18 protein-coding genes and 1 pseudogene are annotated in these 14761 nt (G+C 70.1%); 5 read left to right on the top strand and 14 right to left on the bottom strand.

Annotated features, from left to right (window positions below; all coding sequences use genetic code 11):
• Positions 1-54: 54 nt before the first annotated feature.
• From J7656_RS04265 to J7656_RS04250, 4 genes are all read right to left on the bottom strand, one after another.
• Positions 55-498 (bottom strand): toxin-antitoxin system TumE family protein, encoded by a 444-nt coding sequence (locus J7656_RS04265; protein WP_017344058.1) that lies wholly within the window; start codon positions 496-498, stop codon positions 55-57.
• Complete coding sequence (locus tag J7656_RS04260) at positions 495-1070, bottom strand: DUF7342 family protein (RefSeq protein ID WP_211554197.1); 576 nt, start codon at positions 1068-1070, stop codon at positions 495-497. The genes J7656_RS04265 and J7656_RS04260 overlap by 4 nt, the downstream gene beginning before the upstream one ends.
• Positions 1071-1132: 62 nt before the next feature.
• Positions 1133-2080, bottom strand: coding sequence for an HhH-GPD family protein (locus J7656_RS04255; protein WP_017344056.1), 948 nt, complete (start codon positions 2078-2080; stop codon positions 1133-1135).
• 24 nt (positions 2081-2104) lie between these two features.
• The gene (locus J7656_RS04250) at positions 2105-2758 is read right to left on the bottom strand and encodes a DUF7384 family protein (RefSeq protein WP_017344055.1); all 654 of its coding nucleotides are present in this window, start codon (positions 2756-2758) and stop codon (positions 2105-2107) included.
• Between the two features lie 214 nt (positions 2759-2972).
• Between J7656_RS04250 and dpsA the strand changes: the two genes are divergently transcribed.
• Positions 2973-3521, top strand: coding sequence for a DNA starvation/stationary phase protection protein DpsA (gene dpsA, locus J7656_RS04245; protein WP_017344054.1), 549 nt, complete (start codon positions 2973-2975; stop codon positions 3519-3521).
• Positions 3522-3617: 96 nt separating this feature from the next.
• Here dpsA and J7656_RS04240 read toward each other — a convergent pair whose 3' ends face one another.
• The 4 genes and pseudogenes from J7656_RS04240 to J7656_RS04225 all read right to left on the bottom strand — a co-directional run bounded on the left by J7656_RS04240 (position 3618) and on the right by J7656_RS04225 (position 5672).
• Positions 3618-4163: a DUF1684 domain-containing protein gene (locus tag J7656_RS04240; RefSeq protein WP_017344053.1), complete on the bottom strand. Its 546-nt coding sequence runs from the start codon at positions 4161-4163 to the stop codon at positions 3618-3620.
• Positions 4164-4232: 69 nt separating this feature from the next.
• The gene (locus J7656_RS04235; protein ID WP_017344052.1) at positions 4233-4934 is read right to left on the bottom strand and encodes a helix-turn-helix domain-containing protein; all 702 of its coding nucleotides are present in this window, start codon (positions 4932-4934) and stop codon (positions 4233-4235) included.
• Positions 4935-4999: 65 nt separating this feature from the next.
• Positions 5000-5278, bottom strand: a complete 279-nt coding sequence (locus J7656_RS04230) for a DUF7521 family protein (protein ID WP_017344051.1) — start codon at positions 5276-5278, stop codon at positions 5000-5002.
• Positions 5275-5672 (bottom strand): annotated as a pseudogene (locus tag J7656_RS04225) (ArsR/SmtB family transcription factor). The gene J7656_RS04230 and the pseudogene J7656_RS04225 overlap by 4 nt, the downstream one beginning before the upstream one ends.
• Before the next feature lie 168 nt (positions 5673-5840).
• Here J7656_RS04225 and J7656_RS04220 point away from each other — a divergent pair.
• The 3 genes from J7656_RS04220 (at position 5841) to rnhB (ending at position 8741) form a co-directional block, all read left to right on the top strand.
• Positions 5841-7475, top strand: a complete 1635-nt coding sequence (locus J7656_RS04220) for a potassium channel family protein (RefSeq protein ID WP_017344049.1) — start codon at positions 5841-5843, stop codon at positions 7473-7475.
• A 138-nt stretch (positions 7476-7613) separates the two neighbouring features.
• Entirely contained in the window at positions 7614-7985 is a 372-nt protein-coding gene (locus J7656_RS04215) for a 30S ribosomal protein S8e (RefSeq protein WP_017344048.1), read from the top strand.
• Between the two features lie 48 nt (positions 7986-8033).
• Positions 8034-8741 (top strand): ribonuclease HII, encoded by a 708-nt coding sequence (gene rnhB / locus J7656_RS04210; protein WP_017344047.1) that lies wholly within the window; start codon positions 8034-8036, stop codon positions 8739-8741.
• Between the two features lie 31 nt (positions 8742-8772).
• Here the strand turns inward: rnhB and J7656_RS04205 are convergent, their stop codons facing one another.
• The 6 genes from J7656_RS04205 to J7656_RS04180 all read right to left on the bottom strand — a co-directional run bounded on the left by J7656_RS04205 (position 8773) and on the right by J7656_RS04180 (position 13983).
• Entirely contained in the window at positions 8773-9474 is a 702-nt protein-coding gene (locus J7656_RS04205) for a TMEM165/GDT1 family protein (RefSeq protein WP_017344046.1), read from the bottom strand.
• A complete protein-coding gene (locus J7656_RS04200) occupies positions 9471-10175 on the bottom strand; it encodes a metal-dependent transcriptional regulator (protein ID WP_017344045.1) in 705 nt (234 codons plus the stop codon). Before J7656_RS04200 ends, J7656_RS04205 begins: the two co-directional genes overlap by 4 nt.
• A gap of 177 nt (positions 10176-10352) precedes the next feature.
• Positions 10353-11945, bottom strand: coding sequence for a preprotein translocase subunit SecD (locus tag J7656_RS04195; RefSeq protein WP_211554196.1), 1593 nt, complete (start codon positions 11943-11945; stop codon positions 10353-10355).
• On the bottom strand, positions 11945-12829 hold the full coding sequence (gene secF / locus J7656_RS04190) for a protein translocase subunit SecF (protein WP_017344043.1): 885 nt from the start codon (positions 12827-12829) through the stop codon (positions 11945-11947). The genes J7656_RS04195 and secF overlap by 1 nt, the downstream gene beginning before the upstream one ends.
• Positions 12830-12909: 80 nt before the next feature.
• Positions 12910-13380 (bottom strand): DUF5812 family protein, encoded by a 471-nt coding sequence (locus J7656_RS04185; RefSeq protein ID WP_017344042.1) that lies wholly within the window; start codon positions 13378-13380, stop codon positions 12910-12912.
• 60 nt (positions 13381-13440) lie between these two features.
• Entirely contained in the window at positions 13441-13983 is a 543-nt protein-coding gene (locus J7656_RS04180; protein WP_017344041.1) for a DUF8056 family protein, read from the bottom strand.
• Positions 13984-14062: 79 nt separating this feature from the next.
• Between J7656_RS04180 and J7656_RS04175 the strand changes: the two genes are divergently transcribed.
• Positions 14063-14722 (top strand): undecaprenyl diphosphate synthase family protein, encoded by a 660-nt coding sequence (locus J7656_RS04175; protein ID WP_017344040.1) that lies wholly within the window; start codon positions 14063-14065, stop codon positions 14720-14722.
• Positions 14723-14761: the final 39 nt, after the last annotated feature.

The following is a 14761-nucleotide window of genomic DNA, read 5'->3' as shown; positions in this document are numbered from 1 at the left end:
GCTCCCGTAATAAACGGGTGACGGTTCACGGGGCGGACCGAACCGGACCGGGCGCTACTCCTCCCAGAACGCCCGTTGCCGCGCTTCAACCTCCGAGAGCGCGCCCGACAGGACGTCTCGCCAGTCCGGCGGGTGGGACGCGTCGTCACCGGGGGTCGGCGCATCCGGTCCCGGGTGGACGTGGTCGCGCGCGTTATGGTCGGAAGGGTGTCTGTCCCACCGATGGTCGAACGCCCCGGCTTCGTACTCCTCGTGGTAGTGGATCGAGAAGTCCCCGTTCTCGTACCAGACCACCTCCAGCCGAGCGGCGCGGACTCGCCCCGGGTAGAACCGGTCGTTGTAGACACAGACCAATCGGTCCGGAGCGCCCGCCGGTTCCCCGTCGACTCGACTGAACCGGTCGTCCGTCGCGAACCGCTCGCGGATCGCGTCGAGTCGGTCGAAATCGACGGGCGCACCGCTCGGCGAGTCCGACTCGTCTCCCGCTCCGCCGCTCATACAGCGGATCGCCGGTCGGCGGCGTCACCGGACTCGGCCGCGAGCGCGCGTTCGAGCAGTGCCACCCGTCGGAGGGCCGTCTGCCACGCGGCGAGCCGTTCCCAGACCGCTTCGATGGAGCGGTCGGTCGCTTCGGCGCGGGCCGCGATCGCGACGTCCGTCGGGTCGTCGGCGTCGAACTCCCGTCGCAGCGCCGTGGCACGCTCGGACTCCTCCTCCAGCAGGCCGATGAGCTCCTCGGTCGTGTACTCCCGGCGGAGGCGCTGGACGCGTCGCCAGTTCAGGTACTCCTGGTTCCGCTCGTAGGTGGCCGGCGAGTTCGTGGCCTTCGTCACGACTCCCATGCGCTCGAACCACGACAAGTACTCCCGGGCGGCGTCGACGCCGTGGCCAGCCAGATCGGCGACCTCGCCCGCCGTCGCCGGCGAATCGAGCGCGAGGACGGCGTCGAGGAAGTCGTCCCGCGTTCGATCGCCGTGGACCGCCTCCTCCGGCGGCGCCAACGCTTCGAAGTCGGGCGCGTCCGCGCGCTCCGCATCGCCCGCCTTCAGTTCGTCACGGGGGTCGTCCATACGCCGCTCTTCGGGGTATTACGGGATAAAACTTTCTCGCACGGAATATTCCACGAACTCCCCTACCGCAATCGAACGACCGCCCGATCGCTCCGCTCTTCGAGTCGAACCAGCCCGTCGTCCGCGAGGTCGTCGACGAGCCCGCGGAGCCACTCCCGGCCGTGCTCGCCGTCCGGTGCGTAATCGACGCGGATCCGGTGGCCGAGCGCGTCCAACTTCATCTCGTCGTACTCACCGAGCAGCCGCACGATCCGCCCGCGGAACTGCCGGCGGCTCCCCTCGAAGCTCGGCTGCTCGGGCACGTCCGGGGCGGTAAAATCGCCGGTCTGGTAGGCGTGACACCACTCGCGCCACGGACAGCCGGCCTCGTCGCAGCGGGGCTTCTTCCCGCAGGCGACGCCGCCGAGTTCCATGATCGCGTTGTTCCAGACACGCGACTCGCCCGCCGGCATGAGCCGGGACGCGACCCGCTCGAACGCGTCGTCGTCGTCCGGGACATCGAACGCGCGGTACAGGACCCGCTTCACGTTGGTGTCGACGACGGCGTCGCCGTTGTCGAACGCGAACGACGCCACCGCGTTGGCGGTGTACGGGCCGACGCCCATCAGTTCGCTCAGGCCGTCGGGGTCCTCCGGGAACGACCCGTCGTAGTCGTCCTCGACCTGGCCGGCCGCCTCGTGGAGGTACTTCGCGCGGTTGTTGTATCCGAGCGAGTGGTCCGACCAGAAGGCGACCACGTCGGCGCGATCGGCGGCCGCGAGGTCGGCCGTGGTCGGCCACTCGTCGAGGAAGTCCTCCCACGCCGGCACGACGCGGTCGAGCTGAGTCTGCTGGCTCATCACCTCGCTGACGAGGACCTCGTAGGGGTCCTCGGTGCGGCGCCACGGGAACTCCCGGTGGTCCGCCTCGTACCAGTCGACGAGCGCGTCGCGGACCGCGTCGAGGTCGGCCGGCAGCGCCGGCGACTCTCCGGCGTCGTCGCCCGCGGCGGCACCCTCCGAGTCGGTCATACCTCCGGTCCGACCGGCGGCGGTTTATCGGTGCTGGTCGCCGCCGGCGTCGACCGCCGCCATCGTCCGTGGGTCGCGGTCGGGACCCGGATACTCTCCGCCGACGGCGTCCGGGTACAGCTTCGCAGGGTCGAACACCGTCGCAAACGCGCGCGGTTCCCGGACGCTCACGGGCATGCGGTCGCGCAGCCCGGCGGCGGCCCCCGGCCCGGTCAGCGAGGGGTCGAGGCTCACGACCTGCATCGCGCCGCCGCGGTAGGCGGAGGCCAGCGCGGGGTGATCGCCCGGCGGCTGCGCGACCGGCTCGCGCCACGTCTCGACCGCGGCCCGCCAGTCAGCCGCGAGGTCGGCGTCCGAGAGCGACGCGATCACGGCCTCGGCGTCGTCGAGGAGCGGGTCGCTGGCGACCAGCGTCGTCCACGCGTGCGATCGGAGCGCGTCGAGCGCATCGCGCGCGGCGCCGCCGACGAGCAGGTCCGCCGCGAGCGCGTCCGCGTCGGCGACGACGCGGGCCGGGGTGGGGTCGAGGGGGTCGGCGACCGCGTCGCCGTCGCGGGAGGCGTCGCCGTCGTCCCGGTCTGACGCTGATCGCACGTCGTCGAGCGCCGAGCGCACGTCCGCCTCGTCGAGGTCGCCGTCGAACGCGGCCGCGCGCTCGAACAAGTCGGCGAAGGTCATACGCGTCGGTCGGCGCCGCGCCCGTATCGTCCTTGCGGCCGAACTCGACCGGGCGCCGGCGACGCTGACCGCGACGCTCGACCGCGAGACGCTCGCCCCACAGCGGGATCCGGTCGGCGCCGTCGATAAGTTTGAAAATATTCTTTTGAATATTGAAAAAGTAGTTTTCTAAGTAGGAACTATTAAGTAGGTCGCGCGCGTATGTACAGTTGAAATGAGTACCCAAAAGCAGGCCCGTCAGCGATACGGCGACGTTCACGAGAGCGAAGCGCTCCGCGTCCCCGAGGAGAAGGCCGAACAGCTCGTCGACGCGCTCAACAGCGACCTCGCGGCGACGTACGTCCTCTACCATCAGGTCAAGAAACACCACTGGCTCGTCGAGGGCGCCGAGTTCCTCGACATCCACGAGTACCTCGGCGAGGTCGCGGCCGACCTCGAGGAGGGCGCCGACGTGCTCGCCGAACGCGCACAGGCGCTCGGCGGCGTGCCGCTCTCTGGCGGCGCGAACTACGAGGAACACGCGCCGGTGACCCCCGAGGACGCCGACGCCTACGACATCCGGACGTCGCTGGAACACGACCTCGAGATCTTCGGCGACATCACCGAGCAGCTCCGCGAGCACATCCAGCTCGCCAACAACCTCGGCGACTACAACACCGAAGAGCAGCTCCGCGAGGTCCTCGAAGACGTCGAGGAACACGGCCACCACCTCGAGCACTACCTCGAGGACGACACGCTCGTCACGAGCGAGACGCTCGAGTAAGCCGACCGCGACGGACTGCTCTCGGGCCGTTCCGGAATCCGATTTTCGTGTTTTTCACGCCCCGCAGAGTGGCGACGCCAGCGACGCTCCCGCCGCTCAGTCCATGTCCGGCGCCCGCTCGCCCGCCGGGATCACGATCTCCAGCCAGTTCTCCTCGGGCGGGAGCGGACAGGAGAACGTCTCGCTGTACGCGCAGAACGGGCTGTACGCGAGGTTGAAGTCGATCGTGACGCTGTCGCCGTCGTCGAGGTCGCGCTCGGGCGCCAGCTCCATGTAGCGCCCCTGATGGTACGTCTGCTGACCGGTCGTCTTGTCGCGGAAGGGGACGAAGATGGCGCCGTCGTCGCCCTCCTGTCGGTAGCCCGCCAAGGTGTGTTCCTCTCCGTCGACCTCGAACGCGAACGTGACGACCCGGAGGTACCGGACCGGGTTGCTCGCGGTCGTCTCCATCTCGACCGGCTCGGGATCGTCGTGGACCGTGACGGTCGCCTCGACGCGGTAGTCCGGATTCGGCGGGAAGTAGTCGAGCCCGTCGAACTCGTCGCGCTGTTCCGGCGGAATCGGCGACTGCGGGTGGTCGTCGAAGAACTCGTCTTTCTCCCGGCGGTTCGCGCGGAGCCGCTCGGCGTAGTCCTCGCTCATGGCCGGACCGACGGGCGCCGGCCGTTTCAGGCCCGCGGTTCGGCTGCCCTCTCCGTCCCCGCCGTCAGCTCACAGCGCCTGAAGGTCCGCGAGGCAGTCGTCGAGGTCGCGGTTCGACGTCGCCAGCGAGACGCCGTCGACGCGGGCGAGGTCGGCGGCGTGGTCCCAGAGGTCGCCGTCCTCGATCCCGTGGAGCACGACCGCGTTTGGGGTGGGGCTCACGACCCGGAGCGCGACGAGCGGCGACTCGCCGCGCGTCACCCGCGTGAACACGAGCGCGCGGTTCGTCGACTGGCCGTACAGCCGGTAGAACTCCTCGCTGGAGAGCCGCGTGATCGCCTGGATCGAGTCGATGACTGTGTGCCCGTTCACGTGGTCGTGGTCGCCGCGGACGATCTCCGTCGCGCCCATCGCCTCGTAAAACTCCGCTAAGGGCACCGCCGTCGAGTACTCGCGGAGGTCGTGGACGATGTCGCTCTCGAACCCGGCCGAAAGCACCCGGGCGTGCTGTCGGAGCCGCCCGCCGCCGCGCCGCTCGTCGATGTCGAGCAGGCCCTCAACCGTGCGGCGGACGACGCCGATCCCCGGGCTCTCGCGGCGACCGCTCTCGTAGTCGGAGACGACCGACGAGGAGACGCCGAGCTGCTCGGCCAGCTCCGTCTGCGAGACGTCGAAGTCGGTCCGCCACTTCCGGAGCGTCGCCCCCGGGTCGTCGCTCAGCGTTATCTCGCCGGCGATCCGGCGGGAGAGCTCCTCGCGTGCGTCGCTCATGCCATGAACGGACGGCCGAGCGCCGCAAAAGGGTACCGTTCGTCGCGCGTCGAAAGCCGCGAAGCCTACTCCAGATACAGCGAGTAAACGATGACCGCGAACCCGACCGCCGTGAGGAGGCCGTCGATGGCGATGCCGACCGCCAGGTCGGCGCCGATAATCTGGTGGGAGACGCCGCCCAGCAGCGCCCCGACGGTGACGATGCCGAAGCCGACGCCGAGCTCCCGCAGCGAGCGGTCGCCGGTCCGGTTGTACGCGCGGAGCGCGTAGTAGGTGATGCTGCCACCGAGGGCCAGGATGGCGGTCTTTGCGGCGATGATAGTCAGGTCGATGTAGGGGTTCATGTTTCCTCTCGTAGCTCCGACCACAGGTCGGCAAGTCGCTCGTCTCGGGTCCGCTCCGGCCGAGAGAACTCCACGTCGAACTCGCGGCGGTCCGCGTCTTCCTCGCCGTCGCCGTCGACCGAGACGGTGACGGCGTCGAACGACACCGAGTACCGCGTCGTGTGCTGTCCGTCCCGCCGGATGTCGGTCGACTCCGACAGCAGGGAGGCGTCCGTGAGCTTCTCCAGCTTCCGGTAGGTCGTCGACAGGGGATGTCGCACTCCTCGGAGAGCTCGCTCGCGGTCTTCGGCTCGGTGAGCGCCGCGACGATCTGCCGGGCCGCGTCGTCGGCCAGCGCGTCGAGCACCTCGTCGACCGACGGCGGCTCCGACTCTCGCGACGGGTCCCGCACCATGCCTGACGGTTCGGCCCCCGGAACTTAAACCATCGAACTTCGGTCCAGTGCCGGGACGGTTCGACCGTCCACCTCCCGGTCCGACCCGCAGAGGGACTGCGCATGGGCGCGGGAGTCGACCCGAGCGAGTCCCCCCGTTTTTGTACGGCCGCGGCGTATCGCGGCTCGATGGACACGTGGAAGCGACGAGTCGTGTTGTACACGATATTTCTCGGCGTCGTGCTCACCTTCACCGCCGTCGCTTACCGGTGGGGGATGCGCGTGTACGAGAACGACCCCCGGACCCTGATCGAGTCGGTCCAGTTCGCGATCGAGATGTTCACCACGACGGGGTTCGGCGGCGACTCGTCCTCGTGGCAGAGCCAGCAGATACACGCGTTCGTCGCCGTGATGGACCTCGTCGGGATGATGCTCCTCATCGGCGCGCTCCCCGTCGTCGCGACCCCGCTCCTCGAGTCCGCGTTCTCGACGACCGTCCCCCGATCGCTAGAGGGGGACCTGGAGGGACACGTCGTGGTGTGTTCCGACACGGCGCGCTCCGATGCGCTCTTAGACGAGTTCGAGTCGGAATCGGTTCCGTACGTCGTCGTCGAGCGCGACCCGGACCGGGCGCTGGACCTCTACGAGGCGGGCCACAGGGTGATCCGGGCCGACCCCGAGACGACCGGGGGGCTCGAGCGCGCGGGCCTCGGGTCGGCGCGCGCCCTAGTCACCGACGTCTCCGACCGCGTCGACGCGAGCATCGTCCTCGCGGCGAAGGAGCTCTCGACGGACGTCCGCGCGATAAGCGTCGTCGAGGACCCGAGCCGCGAGCGGTACCACCGCCTCGCCGGCGCGGACGAGGTACTCTCCCCGCGGTCGCTGCTCGGAGAGAGCCTCGCCTCCAAGGTGACGACCGCGGTGCGGACCGACCTCGACTCGGCGGTCGCGGTCGGTGACCTGCGGATCGCGGAGGTGTCGATCCACCACGGGAGCGGCCTCGCCGGCTCGACGCTCGCCGGCAGCCGGATCGGCGAACGCACGGGGGTCGACGTGATCGGCGCGTGGTTCAACGGGTCGTTCGAGGCGGCGCCGCCGCCGAACGCGACGCTGTCCGCGGGGACGGTCCTCCTCGTCTCGGGGACCGAGGGGCAGGTGGAGCGGCTCGTCGACCTGACCAACTCGGCGGCCCGCCGGTTCGGCGCGGGCGAGACCGTCGTCGTCGGGTACGGACAGGTCGGGAAGACCGTCGTGGACGCCCTCGAAGCGGCCGACCTCCCGGTGACCGTCGTCGACCGCGACGGCGGCGAGGCGATCGACGTAGTCGGCGACGCGACCGAGCCGGAGACGCTCCGGGAGGCCGGCGTCGACGACGCGCGCACCGTCGTCCTCGCCCTTCCCGACGACACGACGGCCGAGTTCGCGACGCTCGTGGTCCGCGATCTGGCGCCGAACGTGGAGCTGCTCGCGCGGGTCGAGGACCCGGAGAGCGTGCCGAAGATGCACCGCGCCGGCGCCGACTACGTCCTCTCCCTCTCGACGGTGACCGGGCGGATGTCGGCGTCGGCCGTCCTCGCGGACCGCGACGTGCTCTCGCTGGACACCCACGTCGAGGTCGTCAAGAGCGAGGCGCCCGCGTTGGCCGGCCGTACGGTCGGGCAAGCGGCCGTCCGCGAGACCACCGGCTGTACCGTCATCGCCGTCGAGCGCGGCGACGAGCTCGTCACCGACGTGGGCCCGGAGACCCGGATCGAGCGGGGCGACGGGCTCGTCGTCGCCGGCACCGACGAGGGGGTCCGCGCGTTCGAGCGCGCGTTCGCCTGAGCGGGTTCGCTCTGCGGATTCGCTCTACGAATTCGGCCCGCGCCGCCGGTCCGGGTCGCGGCGCTGATCCCGCTCGCACCGCCGATCCCGCCGGGACGAGTCGAACGCTTCAAGTATTCGCTGGCTGTTCGTACCCGTATGAAAGACCAGGGACGCTCCGCGCGCAAGCGGACCGGCGGCCGACTCAAGCACGCCTCGAACAAGAAGCGCCACCAGCTCGGCCGCGAGCCCGCCGAGACCACGGTCGGCGAGACGCGACTCCAGTACATCGACGCCCGCGGCACGGACAAGAAGGTCCGCGCGCTCTCGACGAACGTCGCGCAGGTCGCCGACGACGGCGAGGTCAGCGAGGCCGAGATCGAGAACGTCGTCGACAACCCCGCGAACGTCAACTACGCCCGCCGGAACATCGTCACCAAGGGCGCCATCATCGAGACGTCCGCCGGCCGCGCGCGCGTCACCTCCCGCCCCGGCCAGACCGGCCAGGTCAGCGCGGTCCTGCTCGACTAAGCGCGACCTTTCTGAAGGTATTTCCCCTCGCACGTCCACCAGCCACGCGTGTACCTCGGCGTCGACGAAGCCGGCAAGGGGCCCGCGCTCGGCCCGATGGTCGCGGCCGCGGTGATCGCCGACCCGGCGAGCCTGCCGGCCGACGTCGGCGACTCGAAGCGGATCGCGCCGGCTCGGCGCGAGGAGATGGCCGCGGCCCTCAGGAGCGACCCCGACGTCGCCGTCGGCGTCGCCCGCGTCGAGCCCGCCGAGATCGACCGCCCGGACACCGACATGAACACGCTCACCGTTCGGGGGCAGGCGCGGGCGGTCCGCGACGCGCTCGCGGACCTCCCCGCGGACGTCGCCGAACCGGTCCGCGTCGTCGCCGACGCGGGCGACACCAGCGAGGAGCGGTTCGCGCGGCGCCTCAGCGAGTTCGTCGAGGGCGACGGCGAGAGCGACCCCCCAGACGGGGGACCGCTCCCGGCGGTCGACGTGACGGCCGCCCACGGCGCCGACGAAGACGATCCAGTCGTGGGCGCTGCGAGCGTCGTCGCCAAGGTGAGCCGCGACCGGCGAATGGCTGCGATAAACGCTGAGTACCCCGAGTACGACGACCTCGGGAGCGGCTACCCGAGCGACCCCGCGACCCGGTCGTTCCTGCGCGAGTACGTCGCCGAGACGGGCGACCTCCCCGACTGCGCCCGCCGTTCGTGGGCGACCTGCGACGACGTTCTCGCGGCCGCCGAGCAGTCCGCGCTCGACGAGTTCTGAGCCGATTCGAAAGGGCGACGGAGGGTCGCCCTCAGAACAGTCCTGCGACGAGCCCGCCGACCGCCCCGACGAACGCCTCCCACACCGAGAAGCCGGTCGCGATCGCCAACACGGTGTCCGCGCCGAAGAAGGCGAACAGCAGCGCGGAGCCGAGGTGAGCGAGGCGCATGTCGACCCGCCCGGCGAACTTGTGGAAAAAGTACGCGTTCGCGAGGCTCACCGGGATGATCGCGAGCATCTCGCCGAACCAGATGGCGGAGGTCGCCCCGTACTGGACCGCTAAGCCGATCGTGACCAGCTGGGTCTTGTCGCCGAACTCGCCGGTCGCGGTGAGCGCGAAGATCGGCAGGAAGCCGCCGAGCGACCCCGAGTACCGATCGAGCCGCCCCGGCAGCGAGAGGTCGTCGAACGCGGCCATCCCGCCGTCCGTGCGCTCCGCCTCGGGGCTCGTCCCGCGGGGCGGGGCGGAGCGGTACAGAAGCACCGCGAAGACGAAGAACAGGACCGCCGTCACGGCGTTGAGCACGAGCGGCGGGAGCGCCGACTGGAGGGCCTGACCGAACGCGATCTCGACGGCGGTCCACCCGGCGAACGCGGACCCCGCGGCGGCGACGACGATCTTCGGGTCGTACTTCGTCGCGAGCCCGGCGATCATCAGCTGTACCTTCTCGCCCGGGAGCACCGCGAGCTGGGCGGCGAACGCGACGACGAGGATTTCGACGTAGCCGGTCATGCGTCGCTTGCCTCCTGGCCGTCTCCGGCGGCGCTCGACTCCGCGGCGCGGCGGACGTACACGCGGTCCGCGACCGCCTCGGGCAGCCCGTGTTCGTCCCCGTCGCTCGTCCGGACGGTGACGAGCCCGAACGAGGCCACGTCGACGACCTCGACGGTCGTTCCCGGGGTGATCCCCGCGTCGACGAGGAACTCCAACACGTCGGGGTCGCGGTCGCTGATGCGGGCGACGGTTCCCCGTTCGCCGGGCGCCAAGGCTGCGACGAGCGCGGTCCCGGCGTCCTCCGGCGTCGACAGGTCCGCCGGGGGAATGGGGTCGCCGTGCGGGTCGGCCGCGGGGTAGTCGAGGACCCGCTCGACGCGTCGCGTGAACTCCTCGCTGACGTGGTGTTCGAGCGCGTCGGCCTCGTCGTGCACCTCGGTCGCCTCGTAGTCCAGCTGCTCGGCGAGGAACGCCTCGATGAGGCGGTGCCGGCGCACGACCTCCAGCGCGGCGACCTCCCCGGCGGGGGTGAGTTCGACGCCTGTGTACTTCTCGCGGGAGAGCAGCCCCCGGTCGGAGAGCGTCTCCACCATGCTCGTCACGGTCGCGGGGGTCTTGTCGAGCGCCTCCGCGACCTGCGAGGTCGAGACGGGCGGCCCCGCCCGCGACTCGATCCGATAGATCGCCTTGAGATAATCTTCGACGGCGTCGGTGGGCATAGACTTTTTTGACTGGTCTAAACTAATAGTTTGTCGGATCATCTGCCGTTTTCTGATAGAGCCCTAGTGCCGCCCCTATCGGGATCACGAACGAGAAAAAGAGCGCGCCGGACGCGAGACAACTGATCGAGCGTCACATATGGCCGGGGAACAGGCGACCGCGGGGTCAGAGCCGGGTCACCTGACCGTCAGCAGGCGGCGCAGGATGTCGCCGTAGGCGGGGCGGGTGATCAGCACGCCGATCAGCACGCCGAGGACGGTGAAGATGGCGAACCCGGAGAGGTCGCCGAGCGACAGCACCATCAGCGGCGACATCGCGATGATGGTCGTGGCCGCGGCCGCGCCGATGACCCAGAACGCCTGCCGGAACCGCGAGTTGAACACCGTCCGGGAGCTCACGTCGCCCTCGCTCATCACCTGGTCGGCGATGATGACGAGGTCGTCGACCCCGGTCCCGACGACCGCGATGAAGCCCGCGATCACCGCGAGCTCCAGCGGGTAGCCGAGCAGCGCCGCGAACCCGAGCAGGGCGTACACCTCCGCCAGCGCGGTGACGATCATCGGCAGGGCGACGCGCGGTTCCCGGTAGCGGAGGAACACCATCCCGGCGACGGCGAACACCGAGAGCACGCCGATGATGAGCGAGTAGGTCCGGAAGTTCTCACCCTGCGAGGCCGAGATGGACGAGGAGGTCCCCTCGCCGCTGATGTCGAGGTCGGCCGGGAGCGCGCCGGCGCGGAGGTTCAGCGAGATGGTCTGCGCCTCGGTGAACTCGCCGGTCGTGAGACGGAAGTTCCCCGTGTCGGCCCACGAGCCGGCCGCCATGCTGCCGGCGAGGCCGGGGTCCATCCCGAAGGAGTTGACGACCTCCCCGTCGACGACGAGCAGGAGACACGGGTTCGAGTTCTCGAGTTCCCCGGTCTCCGAGTTGTACCCGCATCGGTCCGCCTGGGATTGGTACGCGTCGGCGAAGCCGCGCTGCGCCACGGCGTCTTGGAAGGCGTGTGCCGGCGACTGGCCGCTTTCGGCGGTGTTACGCACCGTGACGGGGACGTACGCGCCGGTGCCGCGGTCGCTCTGTGTCGCGGTCCCGATCTCCTCGAAGTCGTCTTGGATCAGCGCCCCCTCCTGAACCGCGGTGCCGTTCCCGTCGGGGTACGCGATGTCGATCCGGACGGTCCCGCGGTCCTCGAGGAGGTCGATCACTTCCTGCCGGCCCTGTCCCGGCACCTCGACGAGGATGAAGTACTCGCCGGTGATCGACTGGACCTGCTGGACGCTCCCGCCGGAGAGGCCCGCCTCGTTGATCTTCCCTTGGATGATCTCCATCGTCGCGTCTCGGGTCTCCTGAGTGACGCCCGAGCGGATCCCGCCGTACTCGTAGCCGGCGGCGTCCATCGCCGCCCGGAACTGGGACTCGGTCACGGACGGCTCCGTGACCTCCACCGCGCTCTCGTCGGGGACGACGCCGACATCCCGCGTCGAGGCGTTGTCCAGCTCGGCCGCGACCGCCTCCGCGACCGCCTCGGGACTCTCACCTCCGAGCGCCACGTCGGTGGCGGTGTACCCCGAGAGCGGCGCTCGGACGCGCGTCCCGCCCGCGAGGTCGAGCCCGTACTGGAGGTTCGTGATCCCCTGTTTGGCCTCGCTCGCGTTCTCGCCGGGCGCCGGCTCCGGGCCGAATCCGGGGCCGAACAGCGCCACCGTCGACCCGAGCACGACGACGACAAGCAGCAGGATCCGCCAGTTTTCCTTGATCGGTTCGAGCATTATCGCGCCACCCCCTCGAACTTGTACCAGCGAAGCAGCGAGACGTTCAGAAGGTACGTGTTCATCAGGTCGGCACAGAGCCCGACCGAGAGGATGATCCCGATGTCACGGAGCAGTCCGACGCCGAACACCGAGGCGACGACCGCCATCACGACCATCGCGGCGATGGAGGTGAGCGTCATCGTCACCCCGGTCCGCATCGCGCGGCTGACCGACTCGTAGAACTCGCCGGTCCGGCGCAGCACGGAGTCGTTCAACAGGATGTCCGAGTCGACGCTGTAGCCGATGATCATCAAAAGCGCCGCGATCGTTCCGAGCGTCATCTCGATGCCGAGGAGGTTCATCGCCGCGACCGGTATCACGAGGTCGGAGAACGCGGACGCGACGACCGCGAGCGAGGGGACGAACGTCCGGAACAGCGCGAACACGAGCACGCTCATCCCGAGGAACGCGAGGGCCACGCCGAACAGCGCGGTCCGCGCGGTGTCGCTCGCGAAGCTCGGCGACACCTGATCGACGGCGGTCGTGGTTAACCCCGCCGCCTCCGCCTGGTCTTGGAGGTCGTTCGCGAGTCCCTCCGGGTCGTCTTCGGCCGCCTGGAACGTGACGACGACGACGTCGTCGCCCGGGATCGTCCGGACCGAGTCGGGCTGGCGGTCGAAGGCCGTCTGAATCTGCTGTTCGACGTCGCCGTTCGCCTCGTCCGCGACTCGCAGCTCGACGCCGCCGGTGAACTCCAGTCCGAGGTTCGCCGGCGCACCGGTGGCCACGAACCAGCCGCCGATGATCGCCAGCGCGAGGACCAGGAACGCGAGCGGCACCGCCGCGAGCTGCCGGTTCGAGTAGTCGGTGTAGTTGACCTCCGGCACCTCGATCGCTACCATAAATACCGCTTCCTCCGCGGGCGCGAATAAGCCTTCTTATCTCCGAGGGTACGGCGACGACGGCGCTCCGGTCGGCCGCGCTACGGAAGGTACCGCACGGCGACGACGCCCGGCTCCGACCGGACCTCGACGCGGTTCACGCCGAGCCGGGCCGCACGCGAGAGCGTCCCCTCGCGATCGTCTATCACGTCGGCGACCGCCGCTTCCGTCTCCGACTCCGGCGGCGTCAACACGTGGACTTCGCCGACGCCCGCGCGCTCCTCTCGGGAGAGCTCTCCCGTCTCGGTCTCCGCGGCGAGCTCGCGCTCGTGGACGGTCGGCGGCTCCGGGCTCTCCTCGATCGACAGCGACCGGCGCTCCGCGACCTCGATCACCTGATAGGTGACCTCCATCGGCGGATCGGGGGCGACGGTCGCCTCGACGGCGTCGTCGACGTCGAGACCGGGGTTCGAGCTCAGCGTGTGCACCTGCCCGTCGTGGACGTCCTTCAGCACGGCCGAGTCGCTCTCGACGTGCGTGACGAGGAACGTGCTCTCCTTCTCGTCGGTCATTGCGTCCGGGTAGTCGCTCGGCCGACTTCCGGCTTTCGAGCCGTCGGCGGTGACTCGCGTCTACGTCGCCACGTCGTTGACGTCCGCGTCGTCGTCCGACCCGCCGCGGAGCCGGAAGTGCGTCGCGAAGACGGCGAGCGCGGCCGCGACGGGCGGGACGAACCCGGCTAACTGCGGAAGCGCGTACAGCGCCCCGATCACGGCGGAGTCGGTCGGGTCCCGGAGGCCTTCGGGCGCCGAGATGACCATCCCGAGGTATAGGGAGAGCAGGAACAGGAAGCCGGCGACCCCCATCCACCGGTCGTACGTGTCCGCGACGCGGTCGCCGCGGCGGTGGCGGCGGGCGACGAACAGGATCGGCGCGAGCAGCGGGCCGACGGCGCCGAGCCCGGCGACCACGAACAGCGACCGCGAGAAGAGGAACGTCCCCCCCTGCGCTGAGACGGTCTCGCCCATCCAGACGACGAGGGCGAGCGTGACGATGAGCGCGACGAACGCGGCCGCCAGCGCGCCGAGCGCGGCGTACGCGCGCATCGTCAGCGACTCGGTCGCGCGGAACGCGTAGGGGATCGCGCCGAACACCCCGCGGTAACTCTCTGCCATTACACGCGGTAGGCGCGTCGGCGGATTAAATCCCTCGTCGGCGGGAAGCCATTTATAGGCGCGACCGGATCCTCCCTACGTGGGTCTCTACGACGCCTACCTCGCGACGCGCCACCGCCTCCACGACGCCGAGCCCCCGGCACACGTCGCCTTGGTGGTCACCGAGCGCGACCTCCTCGCCGACGGCGCGTTCGACACGCTCTCGTCGGCGATCGGCTGGGCGTTCGAGTACGGCGCGGAGCGCGTCACCGTCTCCGTCTCCGTCCTCGACCGCGCGGTCGCCCCGACGCTCGTTCGTGAGTTACGGCGGCTCGACACACCGACGGAGACCGTGGTCCGCGGTCCGGAAGTCGACGGGGGGCCGGAGCAGGGGAGCCCGGACGCGGCGACGGAGGCGGGCACTGCCGCTGACGCCGACGCCCCGGTCCGGATTCTGGTCGGCCTCGGCGGCAAGGCAGAGTTCGCCGGCGCGGTCCGCGAGCTCGCGAGCGACGTCGCGGCCGGCGAGATCACGCCCGAGGCCATCGACGAGACCGACGTCGCGGAGCGGCTGCTGTTCCCCGAAGAGCCCGACTTAGTCATCAAGACCGGCGCCGAGCGGCTCTCCGACTTCGCCATCTGGCAGTCGGTGTACGCCGAACTCTACTTCACCGACGTGAACTGGCGGGACTTTCGCAGACGCGAGTACCTCCGCGCGGTCTTAGACTTCCAGGACCGACAGCGCCGGTTCGGTAGGTAGCGAGCGCCGGTTCGGCAGGTAGCGGGCGCCGCTCGGCAC

It is taken from the genome of Halorubrum ruber (assembly GCF_018228765.1).
Lineage (GTDB): Archaea > Halobacteriota > Halobacteria > Halobacteriales > Haloferacaceae > Halorubrum > Halorubrum ruber.
Note: the sequence above shows the minus strand (reverse complement) of the source record. Positions and strands in the feature narration are given on the sequence as shown.

What these genes read in the sequence shown, in the direction of transcription:
- J7656_RS04265 (WP_017344058.1), bottom strand. Translation starts at nt 498, where the DNA reads ATGAGCGGCGGAGCGGGAGACGAGTCGGACTCGCCGAGCGGTGCGCCC.
- J7656_RS04260 (WP_211554197.1), bottom strand. Translation starts at nt 1,070, where the DNA reads ATGGACGACCCCCGTGACGAACTGAAGGCGGGCGATGCGGAGCGCGCG.
- J7656_RS04255 (WP_017344056.1), bottom strand. Translation starts at nt 2,080, where the DNA reads ATGACCGACTCGGAGGGTGCCGCCGCGGGCGACGACGCCGGAGAGTCG.
- J7656_RS04250 (WP_017344055.1), bottom strand. Translation starts at nt 2,758, where the DNA reads ATGACCTTCGCCGACTTGTTCGAGCGCGCGGCCGCGTTCGACGGCGAC.
- dpsA (WP_017344054.1), top strand. Translation starts at nt 2,973, where the DNA reads ATGAGTACCCAAAAGCAGGCCCGTCAGCGATACGGCGACGTTCACGAG.
- J7656_RS04240 (WP_017344053.1), bottom strand. Translation starts at nt 4,163, where the DNA reads ATGAGCGAGGACTACGCCGAGCGGCTCCGCGCGAACCGCCGGGAGAAA.
- J7656_RS04235 (WP_017344052.1), bottom strand. Translation starts at nt 4,934, where the DNA reads ATGAGCGACGCACGCGAGGAGCTCTCCCGCCGGATCGCCGGCGAGATA.
- J7656_RS04230 (WP_017344051.1), bottom strand. Translation starts at nt 5,278, where the DNA reads ATGAACCCCTACATCGACCTGACTATCATCGCCGCAAAGACCGCCATC.
- J7656_RS04220 (WP_017344049.1), top strand. Translation starts at nt 5,841, where the DNA reads ATGGACACGTGGAAGCGACGAGTCGTGTTGTACACGATATTTCTCGGC.
- J7656_RS04215 (WP_017344048.1), top strand. Translation starts at nt 7,614, where the DNA reads ATGAAAGACCAGGGACGCTCCGCGCGCAAGCGGACCGGCGGCCGACTC.
- J7656_RS04205 (WP_017344046.1), bottom strand. Translation starts at nt 9,474, where the DNA reads ATGACCGGCTACGTCGAAATCCTCGTCGTCGCGTTCGCCGCCCAGCTC.
- J7656_RS04200 (WP_017344045.1), bottom strand. Translation starts at nt 10,175, where the DNA reads ATGCCCACCGACGCCGTCGAAGATTATCTCAAGGCGATCTATCGGATC.
- J7656_RS04195 (WP_211554196.1), bottom strand. Translation starts at nt 11,945, where the DNA reads ATGCTCGAACCGATCAAGGAAAACTGGCGGATCCTGCTGCTTGTCGTC.
- secF (WP_017344043.1), bottom strand. Translation starts at nt 12,829, where the DNA reads ATGGTAGCGATCGAGGTGCCGGAGGTCAACTACACCGACTACTCGAAC.
- J7656_RS04185 (WP_017344042.1), bottom strand. Translation starts at nt 13,380, where the DNA reads ATGACCGACGAGAAGGAGAGCACGTTCCTCGTCACGCACGTCGAGAGC.
- J7656_RS04180 (WP_017344041.1), bottom strand. Translation starts at nt 13,983, where the DNA reads ATGGCAGAGAGTTACCGCGGGGTGTTCGGCGCGATCCCCTACGCGTTC.